Annotated in this window: 22 protein-coding genes; 11 read left to right on the plus strand and 11 right to left on the minus strand. The window is 64.3% G+C overall.

Features of this window, described 5'->3' with window-relative positions; translation table 11 throughout:
* Positions 1-152 precede the first annotated feature (152 nt).
* The 4 genes from BW970_RS18280 (at position 153) to BW970_RS18295 (ending at position 1,937) form a co-directional block, all read left to right on the plus strand.
* Positions 153-347: a heavy-metal-associated domain-containing protein gene (locus BW970_RS18280; RefSeq protein WP_076534148.1), complete on the plus strand. Its 195-nt coding sequence runs from the start codon at positions 153-155 to the stop codon at positions 345-347.
* An 86-nt stretch (positions 348-433) separates the two neighbouring features.
* On the plus strand, positions 434-772 hold the full coding sequence (gene copM, locus BW970_RS18285) for a CopM family metallochaperone (protein WP_443093465.1): 339 nt from the start codon (positions 434-436) through the stop codon (positions 770-772).
* Between the two features lie 46 nt (positions 773-818).
* The gene (locus BW970_RS18290) at positions 819-1,226 is read left to right on the plus strand and encodes a c-type cytochrome (protein ID WP_083701371.1); all 408 of its coding nucleotides are present in this window, start codon (positions 819-821) and stop codon (positions 1,224-1,226) included.
* A gap of 51 nt (positions 1,227-1,277) precedes the next feature.
* The gene (locus BW970_RS18295; protein WP_083701372.1) at positions 1,278-1,937 is read left to right on the plus strand and encodes a hypothetical protein; all 660 of its coding nucleotides are present in this window, start codon (positions 1,278-1,280) and stop codon (positions 1,935-1,937) included.
* 31 nt (positions 1,938-1,968) lie between these two features.
* Here the strand turns inward: BW970_RS18295 and BW970_RS18300 are convergent, their stop codons facing one another.
* The 10 genes from BW970_RS18300 to BW970_RS18345 form a co-directional block, all read right to left on the minus strand.
* On the minus strand, positions 1,969-2,439 hold the full coding sequence (locus BW970_RS18300) for a DUF6789 family protein (RefSeq protein WP_076534153.1): 471 nt from the start codon (positions 2,437-2,439) through the stop codon (positions 1,969-1,971).
* Complete coding sequence (locus tag BW970_RS18305; protein ID WP_144039021.1) at positions 2,436-2,960, minus strand: hypothetical protein; 525 nt, start codon at positions 2,958-2,960, stop codon at positions 2,436-2,438. The genes BW970_RS18300 and BW970_RS18305 overlap by 4 nt, the downstream gene beginning before the upstream one ends.
* Positions 2,960-3,346, minus strand: a complete 387-nt coding sequence (locus BW970_RS18310) for a DUF302 domain-containing protein (RefSeq protein WP_076534156.1) — start codon at positions 3,344-3,346, stop codon at positions 2,960-2,962. Before BW970_RS18310 ends, BW970_RS18305 begins: the two co-directional genes overlap by 1 nt.
* A gap of 172 nt (positions 3,347-3,518) precedes the next feature.
* A complete protein-coding gene (locus tag BW970_RS18315; protein WP_076534158.1) occupies positions 3,519-4,145 on the minus strand; it encodes a hypothetical protein in 627 nt (208 codons plus the stop codon).
* Between the two features lie 67 nt (positions 4,146-4,212).
* A complete protein-coding gene (locus tag BW970_RS18320) occupies positions 4,213-5,121 on the minus strand; it encodes a WD40/YVTN/BNR-like repeat-containing protein (protein WP_083701373.1) in 909 nt (302 codons plus the stop codon).
* Positions 5,122-5,159: 38 nt separating this feature from the next.
* Positions 5,160-5,387 carry a DUF2933 domain-containing protein gene (locus tag BW970_RS18325; RefSeq protein WP_076534160.1) on the minus strand — a complete coding sequence of 76 codons (228 nt, stop codon included), beginning with the start codon at positions 5,385-5,387 and terminating at the stop codon, positions 5,160-5,162.
* On the minus strand, positions 5,384-7,663 hold the full coding sequence (locus tag BW970_RS18330; RefSeq protein ID WP_076534161.1) for a heavy metal translocating P-type ATPase: 2,280 nt from the start codon (positions 7,661-7,663) through the stop codon (positions 5,384-5,386). The genes BW970_RS18325 and BW970_RS18330 overlap by 4 nt, the downstream gene beginning before the upstream one ends.
* On the minus strand, positions 7,660-7,857 hold the full coding sequence (locus tag BW970_RS20960) for a hypothetical protein (protein WP_076534163.1): 198 nt from the start codon (positions 7,855-7,857) through the stop codon (positions 7,660-7,662). Before BW970_RS20960 ends, BW970_RS18330 begins: the two co-directional genes overlap by 4 nt.
* A gap of 16 nt (positions 7,858-7,873) precedes the next feature.
* Positions 7,874-9,517, minus strand: coding sequence for a cbb3-type cytochrome c oxidase subunit I (locus BW970_RS18340; protein WP_076534164.1), 1,644 nt, complete (start codon positions 9,515-9,517; stop codon positions 7,874-7,876).
* Positions 9,514-10,257 carry a cupredoxin domain-containing protein gene (locus BW970_RS18345; protein WP_076534166.1) on the minus strand — a complete coding sequence of 248 codons (744 nt, stop codon included), beginning with the start codon at positions 10,255-10,257 and terminating at the stop codon, positions 9,514-9,516. Before BW970_RS18345 ends, BW970_RS18340 begins: the two co-directional genes overlap by 4 nt.
* A gap of 807 nt (positions 10,258-11,064) precedes the next feature.
* On the opposite strand from BW970_RS18345, the gene BW970_RS18350 reads away from it, so the two are divergent.
* From BW970_RS18350 to BW970_RS18380, 7 genes are all read left to right on the plus strand, one after another.
* Positions 11,065-11,502, plus strand: coding sequence for a hypothetical protein (locus BW970_RS18350; protein ID WP_144039022.1), 438 nt, complete (start codon positions 11,065-11,067; stop codon positions 11,500-11,502).
* 73 nt (positions 11,503-11,575) lie between these two features.
* Entirely contained in the window at positions 11,576-13,087 is a 1,512-nt protein-coding gene (locus BW970_RS18355; protein WP_076534169.1) for a multicopper oxidase family protein, read from the plus strand.
* A 78-nt stretch (positions 13,088-13,165) separates the two neighbouring features.
* Positions 13,166-13,621 (plus strand): c-type cytochrome, encoded by a 456-nt coding sequence (locus BW970_RS18360; protein ID WP_076534171.1) that lies wholly within the window; start codon positions 13,166-13,168, stop codon positions 13,619-13,621.
* A 57-nt stretch (positions 13,622-13,678) separates the two neighbouring features.
* Positions 13,679-14,272: a L,D-transpeptidase gene (locus BW970_RS18365; protein ID WP_076534173.1), complete on the plus strand. Its 594-nt coding sequence runs from the start codon at positions 13,679-13,681 to the stop codon at positions 14,270-14,272.
* Positions 14,273-14,297: 25 nt separating this feature from the next.
* Positions 14,298-14,693, plus strand: coding sequence for a hypothetical protein (locus BW970_RS18370; RefSeq protein ID WP_159441476.1), 396 nt, complete (start codon positions 14,298-14,300; stop codon positions 14,691-14,693).
* 9 nt (positions 14,694-14,702) lie between these two features.
* Positions 14,703-15,158: a hypothetical protein gene (locus tag BW970_RS20635; protein WP_076534177.1), complete on the plus strand. Its 456-nt coding sequence runs from the start codon at positions 14,703-14,705 to the stop codon at positions 15,156-15,158.
* Positions 15,155-15,880 (plus strand): ferric reductase-like transmembrane domain-containing protein, encoded by a 726-nt coding sequence (locus tag BW970_RS18380; protein WP_159441477.1) that lies wholly within the window; start codon positions 15,155-15,157, stop codon positions 15,878-15,880. The genes BW970_RS20635 and BW970_RS18380 overlap by 4 nt, the downstream gene beginning before the upstream one ends.
* 123 nt (positions 15,881-16,003) lie before the next feature.
* Here the strand turns inward: BW970_RS18380 and BW970_RS18385 are convergent, their stop codons facing one another.
* Positions 16,004-16,252: a hypothetical protein gene (locus tag BW970_RS18385; protein WP_076534192.1), complete on the minus strand. Its 249-nt coding sequence runs from the start codon at positions 16,250-16,252 to the stop codon at positions 16,004-16,006.
* Positions 16,253-16,466: the final 214 nt, after the last annotated feature.

Raw genomic sequence — 16,466 nt, forward strand, 5'->3', positions numbered from 1 at the left:
CAGGGAAGGTGTCAGCGCCCAAGATGAGCCTTCCAACAATGGGAAGGTCAAGCCCTGTGTCAGAAAAGCTGAAACTTGCTTCTGCGCCCTTGACCTTCCAACGGTGGGAAGCCCTATCTGCCTTTTCATCAACCAGATAAAAGGTGCGCCTTATGCAGTTTCATATCGAGAACATGACCTGCGGCGGATGCGTTCGGGGCGTCGCCCGGGCCATTCAGACCGTGGATCCGACCGCGACCGTCGACGCCGATCCTGCCTCGCGCAGGGTCACGGTCCAGTCCAGCCAGCCCAGTACCGCCTTCCTGCCCGCCCTTGAAGCGGCCGGGTTTTCGGCAACGATCCAATAAGGAGAAACCTGATGAAAAAACTGTCCTTCGCATTTCTGCTTGGTGCCGCGATTGCGGCCGGCGGCTTGACCTACGCGCAGTCACAGATGAGCCAGGGTGGCCACGGGGCCATGAACCACGGCGCCATGGATCATGGAGCGCACGGCGCCCAGGTCGCGACCAGCGACAATCCGGTCATCGCCGCCTACATGGCCGCCAATGACCGGATGCACGCCGATATGGCCATCGAGTTCACCGGCGATGCCGATGTGGATTTCGTTCGCGGCATGATCCCCCACCACCAGGGCGCCATCGACATGGCCCGCGTGGTGCTGGAACATGGCTCCGACCCCGAGATCCGGGCCCTCGCCGAAGAGGTTATCGGTGCCCAGGAAGGCGAGATCGCCATGATGCGCGCATGGTTGGCCGCCCGTGGCTTGCAGTGAACGCTACGCGCCCGGCATTGGAGCGCCGGGCGCTGCCTTCGTCCTTATGGCCCTGCTCGGCACCATGGTCCTGGTGTCTCCGGTCAGCGCAGACGAGATTGCTGAAGGCCGAGCGCTCTACGTTGAACATTGTGCGGCCTGCCATGGTGTAAATCTCGAAGGTGCCCCCGACTGGCAAAGCCGTGGACCGGATGGCCGCTTTCCCGCCCCGCCGCATGACGAGACCGGCCACACCTGGCATCATGGCGACGCAATGCTGTTCGACTACACGCGCCGCGGCGGGCAGGCTTTTCTCGACGACCTGGGGGTGAGGTTCGATTCCGGCATGCCCGCCTTCGACGACGTACTGAGTGACGCCGAGATCGAGGCGATCTTGGCCTATATCAGGTCAACCTGGCCCGAGCGGATGCGCGCGTTTCAGGCAGAGCGCACCGCAGCGGAGGGCGCAGATTAGGTAAGGCACCGATTACGAGCCGAGGGGCCGCCCGACGCAGGAGAAAACGACGTGGCAACCAAGCCGCAATCTGCTGTGCTCGCCTGGCTCGACCGGCATTTCTCGGTCGAGCTGCCATTCCTGCGATTTGCCCGGAATGTCGTTCTGCTCTCGCTCGCCGGCCTCGCGCCGACTCTCGCGCTCTACATCGCGCTGTCGCCAGGACTGTGGCCGCATCTGCTGGCCACAGACGCGGCACTACCGCGCTTCGTGCGGCAGATCGCCACCAATGGCCTGCCGGTTGTCCTTGTCGTCAATGCCTTCGGTCTGATCCTCTTTGCGCAACTTCGGAGCCGCCGGCTGAGCCCGGCGTGCGCACTTGCCATCGACCTTCCTGCCCGCATCGGCGCCTTCATCGCGCTGCATGTGGTGATCTATCCGGCTTCGGCGCTCATGTTCGGCTCGTTCGGCGGCGACCCGGTGCAAGGGCTTCGCGTCGTCGGGCCGACGCTGACCCAGTCAGCCGCCTTCGCGAATCTCTCAGGCGTCTATCTCTATGCCACGCTCATCAGTGCCCTCCCGCTGCATATGGCGATGGTTGGCGGGGCGATGCAGGCGCGTGCCCTGTCGACGCCAACCATGCCGCTGCTGATCGCGCTGGCGCTGGCGATCTTCGGGCTGCAGGCGCTGCTGCTTACGGGGTTCTCGGCACTGCTGGCTGGGTATTTCTGATCCGGCACCATGCTGCCTGGCACAGACGAGATCATGCTGCCCGCAGACGGGAATGGGTGAAACTCAACGCAAGACTGAAAGTCGCCAGCATCGGCAACATGAAAAGGGCCGGCCAGATCCCATAACCCATGCGTAGTCCGAACAGGCCATGCCCTGCCAGGAGGAAGAACCCCGTGCTCATCGCGCCCCAGGCAATGAGCGCGAAACCGAGACCCTTTGCCCAGAAACTCCCGCCGGGGAGATGGGGGTGCAGCCGGGCATAGAGGAACCCCCAGATCATCGCGCCGGTCAGATAGGGCACGAGGCTTCCCAGCTGCGCACCCGCCCAGCCCCCCAGCAGGCGCTGGAAATCGTCGTAGGGCTGAAAGCCCGGCAGAATGCCAAAGGCGTCCTTGACCAGCATCAGCGTGCTGTGCACCGCCAACCCGGCAAGCCCGGCGAGGACTGCGGTGACCAGCGGTCGCAGCAGGCCCAAGGCTGGCGGCAGATCACCATGGTTCATGCATTGCCTTCCCGGATCGCTCGCGCCCCCAGCAGGTGCCGGCGGGTCAGCCAGATCACGAGCGGCGGGAGGATCAGCCATTGCATGAGCGGGCTGAATCCGGTGCCGAAGGGCGGCACCAGCGGCATCGCGTCCGAATAGGTCCAGCGCAGGCTGACGTTGGTGTAATAGTATTCGAACCCGACCGTCAGGGCGATGCCGATACCTATAAAGATCACGATGGGTAGCCTCGCCGGTCCAAAGAGCCAGTCCCGGCTGCGCGCCGCGAGGCTTGCGATCCAGAAAGCCGTCAGGGCGAAACCGACATCACCAAAGGTTGCCGACATGCAGAGCTTGATCGCCTCCCAATGCGCCATCTCGGCCATGTCTGCGAAGACCGGCACCTGCACGAACTCCCAGACGAAGTGCAGCAGGAAGGAAAAGAAAGCGACCGGCAATTCCGGCGCCTCCCAAAGACCGGCCGGGCGCGCGCCGGTGCCAGTAGCCTCGGCGCGCGCCGCGTTTCTGGAACCCGTGCCCATCAGGCGGCCTCGACCGCCTCGACCAGCATCTGCCGCACTTCGTCGGCAATCCTTTGCAGGTCCTTGTTGTCGATGGCCTGCATCGAGGCGACGGGGTCGATGGCGCTGATCTCCACGCCACCCTTCACTGCGCGCAGAATCACATTGCACGGCAGCATCGCGCCAACCCGCGGTTCGACCTGAATGGCCTTGTAGGCCATGGCCGGGCTGCAGGCGCCGAGGATGCGGTAATCATCGACCTCGGTGCCGATCTTGGCCTTCAGGGTGGCCTTGACGTCGATCTCGGTCAGCACGCCGAAGCCCTGCTCGCTCAGCGCCTTGCGGATGCGCGCGTCCACTGCGTCGATCGAAGCATCCGTGATCGTCCGGTCATGCGTGTAGCTCATGGTCCGTTCCTTTCATTTCATCAGATACTTGATCAGCGCCGCGATCGCGAGGCCGACAAGGATCAGGATCAGGATCATCCAGATCCCGCCGAACCCCATTCCCCATCCGTTCATCATGGCAGTCTCCTTTCGGGTTGGTGCTACTGTTGGCCCTTGGCCGGGCAGGCCCGCGTCAGTCGATCTGCCGGAACAGGCCCGGATATCGGTTGAAGGCGAGGCGCTGGACGAGCGAGCCGTCCACCGTGACGATCTCGGCGATGATGCTGCCATCCTCGGCCTCGGTGATCTCGCCGATCTCGAGGCGCGGGTTGCCGTGGCGCTCGAGAAGATGCGCGAGGTACGTCTCGACGCGGGCCGGCGTCATCTCGCTGGGCGCACTGTGGTGCATGCCATAGAGCGCGCCGGGGCCGAGGGCGTGGCCGCCCATCTGCCCATGGAGGCCGTGCATCATCGGGCCCATCGGCATGCCGTGCATCCCCATCATGCCTTGGCCCATCATGCCGCGGCCCGGCATTCCCTCGGCCATCGGGCCGCCGCGCATGCCACCCATCATCCCGGGCATCCCGCCCTCGCCCATCATGCGCATCATCATCTGCATCATCTCGGGCGTCATCATGCCCATCATGCCAGGCATCCCGGAGGCGTCGGCAGGTCCCGCATCCCCCTCGGGCGCCGTCGCCTCGACCTCGGGGTGGTGGGCCGCATGGTCGTCATCAGTGGTCTGCGCCGTGGCGCTCATGCTCATCGCAAACAGGGCGGCGCCAGCGAGAAGGCCGGTCAGTGCGGTTCTGGTCGTCATGGTCTCTCTCCATTCATCGGGGTTGGTCTTGGAAGTCGCGCACGGATGAGGACCGCGCGCGGCGGGGTTATTCGATGCCCAGTCGGCGCCAGCTGCGTCCGCCATCCTCGGAAGCCAGCAATTCGCCGTGCTGGGTTGCCGCGAAGACGCGTTCCGGTGTCAGCGGATCGGCGGCGAAATAAAGCAGGAACCGATCCTGGAAGCCGGGGTGGAGGCTCTCCCAAGCCGTTTCATCCTCGGCCCGGCGCACGAGGCCCTCGCCTAGGATGAAGGCATGAAGGATGCCATCGGCCGTCACCTCGACAAAGCTCACCGGCGCCTGTGCGGGATGGGCGCGCTGCCAGTTCCGTGCATCGCCGGCGCTGACCCAGAGCCCGCCCTCGGTCGCAGCATAGAGCCGTTCCGGGTCGCGTGCCGAAGCGGCGATGTCGATCAGCCCGGTCGGCGCATCGGCCACCCGCTCCCAGGTCGCACCGCCGTCGCGGCTGCGCTGGAGCCCGCCATGGTTGCCCCAGACCACGGCCGGATCGGCCTTGCTGATGTCCATCTGGTGGAAATCCACCGGCCCGTTCACGCCGGCCGAAATCTGCACCCAGCGCTCGCCGCCGTCCGAACTGGCGATGACCCCCAGATTGCCGCCGCGCGCGGGATGGCCGCTGGCGAGGAAGGCACCGGGCTCCACGGGGTGGGCGACAAAACCCATCAGGTCGTCGCGGTGATCGGAGACCTGCATGGTCAACCCGCTGTCGATATCGAGCGCGTGCAGCCCGTGATGCGTGGCGATCAGCAGGCGGTGCGGGTCCTGCCGGTCGACCGCCAGCCCATGGACATGCGTGCGCGAAAGCAAAGTGGCAAGCGGTGTTTCGGCACGGGCAGGTGCACCGAAGCCGAGAGCAAATGCCCCGCCCAGACCAAGTGCGCCCAGACCCGAGGCCATGAGCATGCTGCGGCGGGTGATCTTGATATTGGTTCTCATTTGGTCATTCTCCGTCTTCCTAATTCGCCGCGGCGGTGTCATCGGCCGCCGCCGCCATGGCCGCGATGCATGAAGACATGCATCGCGAGGCAAATCCCAAGCGGCAGCATCAGTGGCAGGCTAGCCATCAGATGCACGCGATGCTCGAAAGCCAGTGCCAGCCCCAGCCCGGCCAGCACCACACAGGCGGCAACCACAGGTGGCGAGCTGTGCCAGCCCGGCTTCGGGGAGGCATCACCGGATTTCTGCTCTGAGGGATCCATCATTTGCCCACCCCGATTCTGGCTCGCCGCAAGAGCAGCGAATTGCCGATCACCGAGAGCGAGCTTGCGGTCATGGCGATGACGCCGATCATCGGATGCAGGAGGCCGAGCGCGGCGACAGGTATCGCCGCGAGATTGTAGAACCAGGCCCAGAAGAGGTTCTCAACGATCTTGCGGAACGTGGCTTTCGAAAGCTGGATTGCCTCGACCACCTTGGTCAGTTCGCCGGTGACCAGGGTGACATCGGCCGCCTCGATCGCCACATCGGCGCCTGCGCCGATCGCGATGCCGACATTGGCCTGCTTGAGCGCCGGGGCATCGTTGATCCCGTCACCGACCATGGCGACCTTCTCGCCATGCTGGGCCTGCAATGCGCGGATCGCCTCGACCTTGCCCTCGGGCAGAACACCGGCCTTGACCTCGTCCAGACCCACCTGCGCCGCGACATGACGCGCGGTGCGCTCGTTGTCGCCGGTGACCATGACAACGTGGATGCCAAGCGCCTGCATCGCGGCGATGGCGGCCTTGGAGTCTTCCTTGATCGTGTCGGCCACCGCCACCAGCCCCGCCGGCCGGTCGCCGATCGCGACCAGCATCGCGGTCTTGCCCTCGGTCTCCAGTATGACCAGCCGGCTCTCCAGCGCCTCGGGTGGGATGCCAGCCTCGGTCAGCAGCCGTCGGCTTCCAACGCAAACCATGCCGCCCTCGACCTCGCCCTGAACCCCGCGCGCGGTGATGGATCGGAACTTCGCAACCTCCGGAATGTCCAGCCCGCGTTCTCGCGCGCCCGCGACGATGGCCTGCGCAAGCGGGTGTTCGGACCCGGCCTCGACCGAGGCTGCAGAGCGCAGCACCTGTGCCTCGTCAAAGCCTTCCAGCGCGTGGACATCGGTCAGCGCGGGCTTGCCCTTGGTGACGGTGCCGGTCTTGTCGAGCACCACCACCTTGATGTCCTTCAGAGTCTGGATTGCCTCGCCCGAGCGGATCAGCACACCGCGCTCGGCCCCCATGCCGGAGCCCACCATCAAGGCCGTCGGCGTTGCCAGTCCCAGCGCGCAGGGACAGGCAATGACCAGCACCGCGACGCCCGAAAGAACCCCCACCATCAACGGCGCAAGGTCCGGATTGACCCAGGGCAGGAACCCCGCCCCCCAGCCGAGCACCGGCCGCAGGCTCTCACCGAGAACCAGCCACATGGCGAAGCTGGCAAGGCTGATGATGAGCACTGCCGGCACGAACTTGCCGGTCAACCAGTCGGCGAACTCCTGGATCGGCACCTTCGATCCCTGTGCTTCCTCGACCAGCCGGATGACCTGCGCAAGGAAGGTATCGGCACCGACGCGCGTGGCGCGCACCCTCAAAAGCCCCTCCTTGTTGATCGTGGCGCCGATCACGGCATCGCCCGGGCCCTTTTCGACAGGCACGGATTCACCCGTGGCGATGGATTCGTCCAGATGGCTGTTGCCCTCCACGATCTCGCCATCGGTGGGCACCTTGGCACCGGGGCGCACCACCATCACATCGCCGGGCTGCAATTCGGCCACCGGTAGCTCGACCTCCTGACCGTCGCGCAGCACCGAGGCGGTCTTGGCGCCCATGGTGATCAGCCGCTTGATCGCCTGGCTGGCGCGGCCCTTGGCGCGGGTTTCCAGATAGCGGCCCAGCAAGTGGAAAGTCATGATCGTCGCCGCCATCTCGATGAACGAGGTCATCGGATAGACGAAGCCGATCAACCCGATCAGATAGGGCGGCAGGCTGCCCATCGAGATCAGGACGTCCATATTGGCGGTGCGGTTGGTCAGTGACCGCCAGGCCGAGACATGTGTGGCCCAGCCACCGCGCAGGAAGACGACCGGAAAGGCCAGCACCGCGACGATCAGCAGATACCCCGGGATCTTCGCCCAGAACATGTGCGGGACCATGATCAGCATGATCAGCGTGGCCGGAACGGCGGCAAAGACCAGCTGGTTCCAGGCCTGCGACAGGTAGCGATCTTCGGATGCGGCGGCTCCCGCTGGCGACCGGCCTTCCGCGGTTTCGATCGCATCGACCTCATAGCCAGCGCGCTCGACGGCGAGCCGCATCGCGGCGGCATCCACCTTGCCCGGATCGTGGGACACCTCGACACGGTGGCTGGCAATGCTTGTCCGAACCGCAGCTACGCCAGTCAGACGGCTGAGCGAGGTCTTGACGATTCCGGCACAATGATCGCTGCCCATACCGGGCACAGTAAGGGTGACCGTTGCGCTGAGGGCGGGGGCTTTGGCTTGATCCGTCATGGTCTGCCCTCCGCCTTGCGGTGGGCGGCAGATGCCGCCCGCAGCGCCAGCCCCAGTCCGAGGAACAGCGCCGCGCCGAAACCCCAGACCCAGGCATAGCCGATCATGCCCGACCAGGGCGCCAGCGCATAGGCCAGCGCCAGCACCGCCCAGACTGCGGCGACGGTGAAGATGAGCGTGATGTCGAATTTCATGGTCTTTTCCTTTCATTCAGTGGGCATGGCCGCCGCCCGCCGCCTCGATCGGCAGCGCGCGCATCAGCTCGAACCCGGCAGCGGTTGCGGCATACATGCCGATCACGATCACCAGCACGGCAAGCGGCCCGACCAGCGCGGCAGTCCCCGGTCGCGATGCGCAGGCCGCATCCCATTGCGGCAAGGAGGGCACCGTCGCGCGCCCGGGCAGCAAGGTCGCGCCAACCGAGAACGCGAAAGTGGCCAGAGCCAGGGCCATCAGCAGCCCGCCCCCCGCGACCCAGCCCATCAGCGCGGGCCAGAGCGCGGGCGCGTCCCCGCCATAGCCGGCATCAATCACGCGCCGCGGCACACCCATGTAGCCCGCCGCCACCCCGGCCCCGCCAAAGGCCACAAGTCCCAAGGTCGCCAGATGCGGGGTGAAGCGCGCCAGCCCCGGCACGGCCAGACCGCGCCCGGTCAGCGCGGGCAGGATCAGTGCCAGTGCGGCCAGAAAACTCAGCGAAACCGTGCCGACGGTGAAGAAGTGGAAATAACCCGGCACGAAGAACGTATCCGACAGAAGCGGCGCCAGGCCCGCCTGGATCAGCACGAAGGCCAGCACGATCCCGAAGGCCATGTTGACCACTGCAAACCCCGCCGCCGCCATCGCTGGTTCCCGCCAGGGCAACGCCCGGATCCAGCCGAACAGGCCCCGGCCACCGCGCGTGCGGGCATGCACCTCAAGCGAGGCGACGATGATCAGGAAGGCGGTCAGCGTCGGCACGCTGACAAAGAGCGACAGGAGCGAGCCGGCGATACGCACCGCGCCCGGCAGGTCGGGCTCCAGGAACATGTGGTAGAGCGAGGTCGGCGGCACGAAGACCAGGTAGGCAGCGAAGACGAGCTTGGAGAACCGTGCGCCGAAGACTGACTTCACACCGATCAGTTCCTGCATCAGCACATACCAGACGATGACCGTGGCCATCAGCGGCAGGTAATGCATGTTGTGAAAGACGATGTGCCAGTTGGTGCTGTGATTGGCGGGCATCCCGCCCAGCCCCAGCGCCCAGAGGAGCCCCGGCGCGAAGACATAGACCAGCGCAAAGCCCGTCACCATCAGGAACCCCGCCCAGGCGAAGAGCGCGAAGCCGACCGCCGAGAATTCCCCCGCCCGCCGCACCGCAGCCAGGAGCGTCGCCACCCCGGCCGCCGGCAGCGCGATCAACCCGAGCCCCAGCAGGATATAGCCGGCATTGAAGACGCCAAGCCGACCCAACTCGTATTCGGCAAGTTCGGGGTTGCCATTATAGAGAAGCGGCGTGCCGCCCGAAATCGCGCCCAGCGATAGCGCCATGCCGCCCAGCATCAGCGCGAACCCGCCCCAGGCCAAGCCGCGTGCGGCAAGCCCCCGCCCGGCCTCAATCGCGGCAAGCGCCAGCAGGATGGCGCCTTGCACAAGATAGAGCCAGTAGAAGAATATCCCGACCCCGTGCAGGGTCAGAAGCTGGTAGCCCGTCTCAGGGATGAGGTCGATCCAGCCGGCACGCGCCAGCGCCACACCGGTGCCACCGCCGATACCGGTGAGGAGCGCGAGGATGGCCAGGCCAGAGAGCGCGATCAGCAACCTGCGGTCACCGGGAGAAAGACGGTCCAGCCGATCACGAAGCGAGGCGGTCATGCCGCACCCCCTTCCGTCACGCTGAGGCGCGCCTGCATCACGTCATGGGCTGCGCCGCAATAGTAGGTGCAATAGATCAGGAACTCGCCCGGCCGGTGCAGGGTGATGTCGGTCTCGACCAGTTGCCCCGGTCGCAGCCGGATCATCCGCCCGCCGCGGCCGAAATGGATCGAGGCTCCGTGTGACACATCGGTTGCCATCATGCGAAACCTGTAGGCTTGATGCGTTTCAAGCCGCAGATGTGCGGGCTCGAAGAAGAACTGGCCGGCCTGCAGCCAGATGTCGAAAGGCGCGCTCGGGTCGTGGCGATGCGCGTCCGTAACGGGCTGGGGGGCATGCGCTGCCGCACCATGGCCGCCGTGGTCACCGTGGCCGCCATGACCAACATGCCCCGTCCCAGCATGATCCGCCGTCTGGTCTTCATGCGCGTCCTCGGCCATGGCGGAGCCTGAAACGTCAGGATGACGCGGCCGCACGCTGCCGTCAGCCTCGCCGAAGCGGGCAACAAAGTCCTGCACCTGCGCCTCGAACTCCTGGCGTGTCAGCGACTGGCCCTCGGGCGCCGAATGGGCCGCATGATCATCATGGCCCCCTGCGTCCTCGGCATGCGTTTCGCCAAAGAGCGCCAACGGGCCGGGCGCTGCGCCATAGCCGACCCAGAGGGCATAAAGTGCCGTGCCGCCGAAGCCGGTCGCCGCGATAAAGCCGCACCTGGTGGTTAAATGGGAAGTGTCGTGCATTGATGGAAACCTTCATCGCTGAGGGTTCCGGGTATCGCGGCAGCGTGGAATCCTGATCTCGGGCTGGGCTGCCTGCGTCACCGGAACGGCATTGCCGGACCGCAAGGGGCCTCACTGCACGCAGTGAACCGGAATGCGGTCGCTTTGCTCACGAAGCAGGTCGAGGTGCCGGATAGGCTCTACTGCCCGCTCGTGCGGCAGGAGCGCGATGCAACGCGACCGTGCTCCTGTCAGACCGTTCAGGCAGATTTCGGAGGGCGTCCGGCCGGATCCGAGGTCAAACCCGCAGGCAGGACGATCAGGCGCGGGTCAGGACGTGCCTCAGGCGACAAGGTTGGCGCGATTGTTCCCGCTGTCGAAGTCGCACAGGCAACGCAATGTCCGGAAGTTGAGCAAGCACCGGCTGCATGCCCGGGATCCGCATCGTCACAGCACTCCGGGCTACCAGACGCGACATCGGACAAGGCTGTCGTCAGACCATGATCGGAATGATGCTGGACGGGATGGGCATCTGCCATATAGATCGTCGCAAGTCCGAGGGACAGCAGGATCAACGACACCATGAACCAACGCAGCCAGCGCCAGCTCCATGCCCCCGTCTCGCTGTTGATCCGAACCCCTGTCATGCTGTCTCGTCCGAAAGTATGATCGCCCAGTACACCTCCCCGGCCTGGTCTTGCCTTGATCAAGATCAAACGCGCTGATTTCGCGGTCCCGATACGGACGGCCCTTCAATTTGCCATAAGGGCATGGCCTGCCTGCGAAGGGGCTGGCTGCAGCGCTTGCCAGCCAGCGGGGTTCACGCTCTTGTTGAAGCTGAGACAAGCATCCCTGCTGGACGGAGCAAGGGCACGCGCTTATCGTCGTCCTATGAACGATCATTGTACGTACAGTTTCTGGCGGCCCTGGATCGCGGCAATCTTCGTCGCGATGTTGGTTTTTGCGCCGATCCTGCAGGGTCATGCCCTGGCAGCGCATCCGAATAACTTCGACGTTCAACTGCAACAAGAACATGCCGACACGCAGCGCGCAAACTGCTGTGTTGATGGCGAGAACCCGGACCACGCTCTGGATGCTGAGTGCAGCTCTTGCATCCTCCCTTGTATGTCAACGCTGCATTCGCTGCTACCGGACCCGACCTCGATAACGGTCTTCGCGTCCGTGCCTTACCTCCTCTCCGGCGGACAAATCATGGGCGGTCTTGCGGCCGCACCCGATCTGAGACCTCCCAAAACGCGCTCCTGAAACATCGCCCTCCGGTCGCATGGCCGGGACAAGTGATCGCCGACAAATCCGTCGGCAAACAGGAGCTTATCTGATGACCACTCGTTACACCCGTCGCCGGTTCATGGCGACAAGTGCTGCCTCGATGGCCGCGCTCTCGCTGCCTACCGTTTTGCGCGCGCAGACCGCAGCACCCCAGCACCTGCTTCGCGCCGCCAGCCGTGTGCTGGACATCGGCGGTCGGGCCGCGAACGTCTTCGGGCTGGAAAACGCCCGGGGCGGGCAGGGGCTGATCCTCGATCCCGGCGAGCGGTTCAGCGTCCGGCTGGAAAACGCGCTCGATATCGAGACGATGATCCACTGGCACGGGCAGATCCCGCCCAATGATCAGGATGGCGTGCCCGACGCCCCCATGCCCGCCCTGCGGCCGGGCGAGGCGCGGGACTATGACTTTGCGCCGCTGGCGGGCACTCACTGGATGCACAGCCACATGCCCGTTCAGGAAATGCAGCTGCTCGCCGCGCCGCTCATCGTCCGCTCAGACGAAGATCTCGCTGAGGACCGGCAAGAGGTCGTCCTGATCCTGCAGGATTTCTCCTTCGCATCTCCCGATGAGCTGATGGCGAATATTGATCACGGGCCGGGGCATGGTGCCATGGATCATGGTGCGATGGATCACGGGGCCATGGATCACGGCGCGATGGGTGGCGGCATGATGAGCCGGATGATGGGGGGTGATCACGGCGGCATGGCCGGAATGAATGGCATGGAGATGGATCTCAACGATATCGACTTCGATGCCTATCTGGCCAACGACAGAACGCTCGCCGACCCCGAAATCGTCAGCGTCGAGCGGGGCGGCCGGGTCAAGCTGCGCATCATCAACGCAGCCTCGGCAACCGTGTTCTGGATCGATACGGGCGGTATTGAAGGGCGTCTGGTGGCTGTGGACGGCCATGCCGTCGAGCCGCTCTCCGGCCGTCGGTTCGGCTTTGCGATGGGACAGCGGCTGGATATCGAACTCGATCTGCCCGCAGCGGAAGGCGCCTGGCCGATCCTGGCCCTGCGCGAGGGCGAGCGCGAGCGGACCGGGATCATCCTTGCCACCCCGGCAGGGCAGATCTCAAAGATCGCCGAACTGGGAGACGAAGCCGCGCCGGCCTTTGACTACGACCTCGCACAGGAAGCCAGCCTGCGCGCGCGGGCTTCGCTGCCGCAGCGCGCTGCGGCGCGCCGCGAAATGGTCATGCTGGACGGCACCATGTCCCCCTATCGCTGGACGATCAACGACCGCACCTGGGGTGGCCACGCCCCCATCCATGTGCGGTCGGGCGAACGCGTCGAGCTGATGTTCCACAACATGTCGATGATGGCCCATCCGATGCATCTGCACGGGCATGTGTTTCAGGTCCTGGGCGTCGGTGGCCGGAACATCGGCCCGCCTAGGCGGATCAATGGCGCGGTGCGCGACACGGTACATATCCCGCCGATGTCGATGGTCACCATCGCCTTCGATGCGGGCGAGGCGGCGCGCTGGATGCTGCACTGCCACCACATGCCACATCTTATCACGGGCATGATGACCGAACTGGTCGTCTCGGTCTGAGCCTTGCCATGGACCTCCGCCTCCGGTGCCTCGGAACCAGACCGATGCACCGGGGGCGCTCTGGAATGGAAAACCGGAATGAACCCGACCAGCCTGGGCCTTGTCATCGCCATCGCCATTGCCGTCGCCGGCGTCTGGACCCTGTCGCGCGAACGCGCCCCACCTCCGACTACGGTCGCGGGCCTGCCCGATCTGCCCGCCGATCTCGTTCCACCCCCGATGGTCGAGGTCGTCCTTCCCGCCAGCTTCACCCCGACCGAGGTCATGGGCGAACGCGCCTTCACGACCTTTTGCGCGGCGTGTCATGGGTCGAATGCAGCAGGCCGCGAAGGTATCGCCCCGCCGCTCGTGCACCGCATCTATCACCCGGCGCATCACTCCGATGAAGCCTTCCACATTGCTGCTCGGCATGGCGTTCGCGCGCATCACTGGCGGTTTGGCAATATGCCCCCGATCGAGGGTGTCACTCGCGCTGAGGTGACCACCATAATTGCCTTTGTCCGTGCGCTTCAGCGCGCGAACGGGATCGAGTGACAACGGAAGCAACGCTTGCTCGATCAAACAGCAGCTACATCACATAGGAGAAGCAAAATGAGGAATACTATACTCAATCGGCGCCAGGTGATGACACTGGCAGGAGGCGGTTTGGTTTCTTTGAGCGCAAGCACCTCTCTTGCCCAAAGCTTTGTTGGTGAGATCGAGGCCGATGCCGCCACACGCGTCCGGCGCAATACCATGGCGTTCCGGACCGTGCAGTGGCGCGACCATTTCGACAGCCTGAGACACGGGGCGATCATCTGCGACAGCGACTCTCGCGCTGTTCACTTCTGGTCGCAGGACGAAGCCACGTATCTGGTCTTCCCGTGCTCGGGACCGATGACCGAGGAATTCACCCGTCGCGGCCGCACGGAGATCGTGCTCAAGCGCATGCATCCGACATGGATACCGACCCCGAGCATGCGCCAACGCGACCCGACGCTGCCGGCAATAGTGCACCCGGGACCGGACAACCCGCTGGGAACGCGCGCGCTGAACCTGTCCTGGCAATACTACCGCATCCACGGGATCGACAATGTAGCCAAGATCGGCCGACGGGCCTCGAACGGTTGCTTCGGTCTATACAACCATCACGTTGAGCAACTTTATGACCTGGTCCGCGTCGGAACCCAGGTCGTCGTACTTTAGGACCATGAGGACCCTTCGCGTAGCGTTGCTCGCCATACCACTCGCCCTGGTTGCGGCAACGGTGGCGGCGTTCCTGGTCTTCGGCCTTTCGGGCGAACGGGAGCCCGGCTCCACCGGGTCTGCCCGAGCAGTGGATGTCGCCGGCGGTCGCCTTCTGGTCGCAGTGGAGGATGGTCAGGCATATGCCTTCGAGATCACCGTAAGGTTCGAAAGCGACGAGGGCAGCAACGACGCGACGCTCATTCAACCAAGTGTATCAATGACCATGGTCGGCCACGACATGGGGCGGACGCCGGTGCAAATGCTCCGCCGATCCGACGGCTCCTGGAGGGGAGCCGGCACCTTTTCCATGGGCGGGCGATGGCGCTTCCAGATCGCCTTCGACGGCGAAATCGTCCGGTTGGACCATACTGCTCGATAAGGAAATGTAATGTCGGTTAAAGAATCGATCTGGTTCTGGCCGCAAGTATGGCACCCGTTCCTGCGCGGTTGGTTGGGCGCAGTGCTTGTGTTCGCTTCGATGGGAACGGTTTCTGCTGTCTGGGCTAACCCGCTCTTCGTCCGGATGACGCCTGTCGGTGCGTGGGAATTTCCATCCCTGGTACTGCTCGCCGCATTGACAGGAACCTTCGTCGCTCTTCCGAGCGCCTGCGGGCTTCGGCGCGCCGCAGCAGGAGGAACGGTGGGTTTCGTCGGGATTGCCTGTCCGACCTGCAACAAGATCCTCATGCTGATCTTCGGCGGCGAAGCCCTGATGATCTGGTTCGATCCGATGCGGCCTTACCTCACCGCCGGCGGAATCGTTGTCTTGTCCATCGCCGTATGGCGGAGATGGCGCTCATTTCACACGCGAAGAATAAACTTCCCGAACGAGGCTTCTCAATGACCACTGCCACCAACTCGCCCATTACACCGTCACCATCATCTGCGAACCGGTGGCGGACACTCATGCGTCATGTCGTCGTTGTCATAACTGCCGCAGCGCTCGTGTATGCCTTCTCGCTCGTGCATGGTCAGTGGAGCCCGATGCATCGATGGAACCGCGCTTTCGGTGATGCGGCGGTCCTGCTGCTTGCCCTGACGATGACACTTGGTGCCGCACCACGTATTTTTCGCGCATGCGCGAGATGGCTTCCTTGGCGGCGGGAACTCGGAATTTACTCGGTCGCTCTGGCCATGGTACACACGGTGATCATTCTCGACGGTTGGGTGGAATGGAACCTCATTCGCCTGTTCGGTTTCGAATATCATCCGTTCGACTTGCGATACGTGATGCTGCAGCACGGATTCGGGCTCGCCAATGCCATTGGCATCCTCGCGCTCGGTATCGGCTTCATCCTTCTGATCACGTCCAATGATCGCGCAGTGCGCACCCTCGGCGCGGCGTCCTGGAAGACCGTCCAGATGACGGCGCTGGTCTTCTGGGCGCTGGTCGTCGCGCATACGGCCTACTTCCTCTACGCGCATTTCCTGAGCTTTCATCGGGCGACACCTGTCCCGAACCCGTTGCGGCTCCCCTTCGCAATTCTGGTCCTCGGAGTTGTAGCACTCCGGGTCTCCGCCTTCGCCAGTACGACCCGCCATCGCCAGCGCAGGGAACCCAACTGATGAACCACTGGTAGTTCCCTTCCGTGCTCCTTTACAGCAAGCAAACGTGGGATGCTCGAGATTGCGCTTCGAATTGGCTTTGCCCACGCAATCCCCGCACCAGACGCGTGCGGATTTCGGACGCTATTCCTGGGCGCGCTGGAACTGCCCGTACTGTTCAGTAACCTCTCGTGCTTCAACAAACGCCCTTGCGCGTTCCTCGTCAAGGCAGCGGAAATAGGTCTGGACCTCAGCGATGTAGGTCTCGAAGTCCGCGCGGAGCAGATCGGCGTAGCGGCGCATGTCTTCGCGTGATTGCGGCAGGAAGGGGCGTTCGGGGGCAAGACAGGGTGCAGCCACAGCGGCTTGCGCCGGTGTCGCCACGATCATCATCGCAAGAATAGCGTTGCGTGCACATGACATGTGCAGGGCAAAACTCCTTTTGCGCCTTTAATGTTGCAATCTCGTCCTGTAGCACCGTTATCAGAGCAAGGCGATTTTCGTCAAGTCGGTATTATTGCCTTGCTATCGTTCATGTTGTCTCGTATCGACCGCGGTGTTACGACCCCGCGGGCCGATGCTGCACCCCAGGCAGGAAAGGACTGAA

The organism is Gemmobacter megaterium, assembly GCF_900156815.1.
In the GTDB taxonomy this organism is placed as follows: Bacteria; Pseudomonadota; Alphaproteobacteria; order Rhodobacterales; family Rhodobacteraceae; genus Wagnerdoeblera; species Wagnerdoeblera megaterium.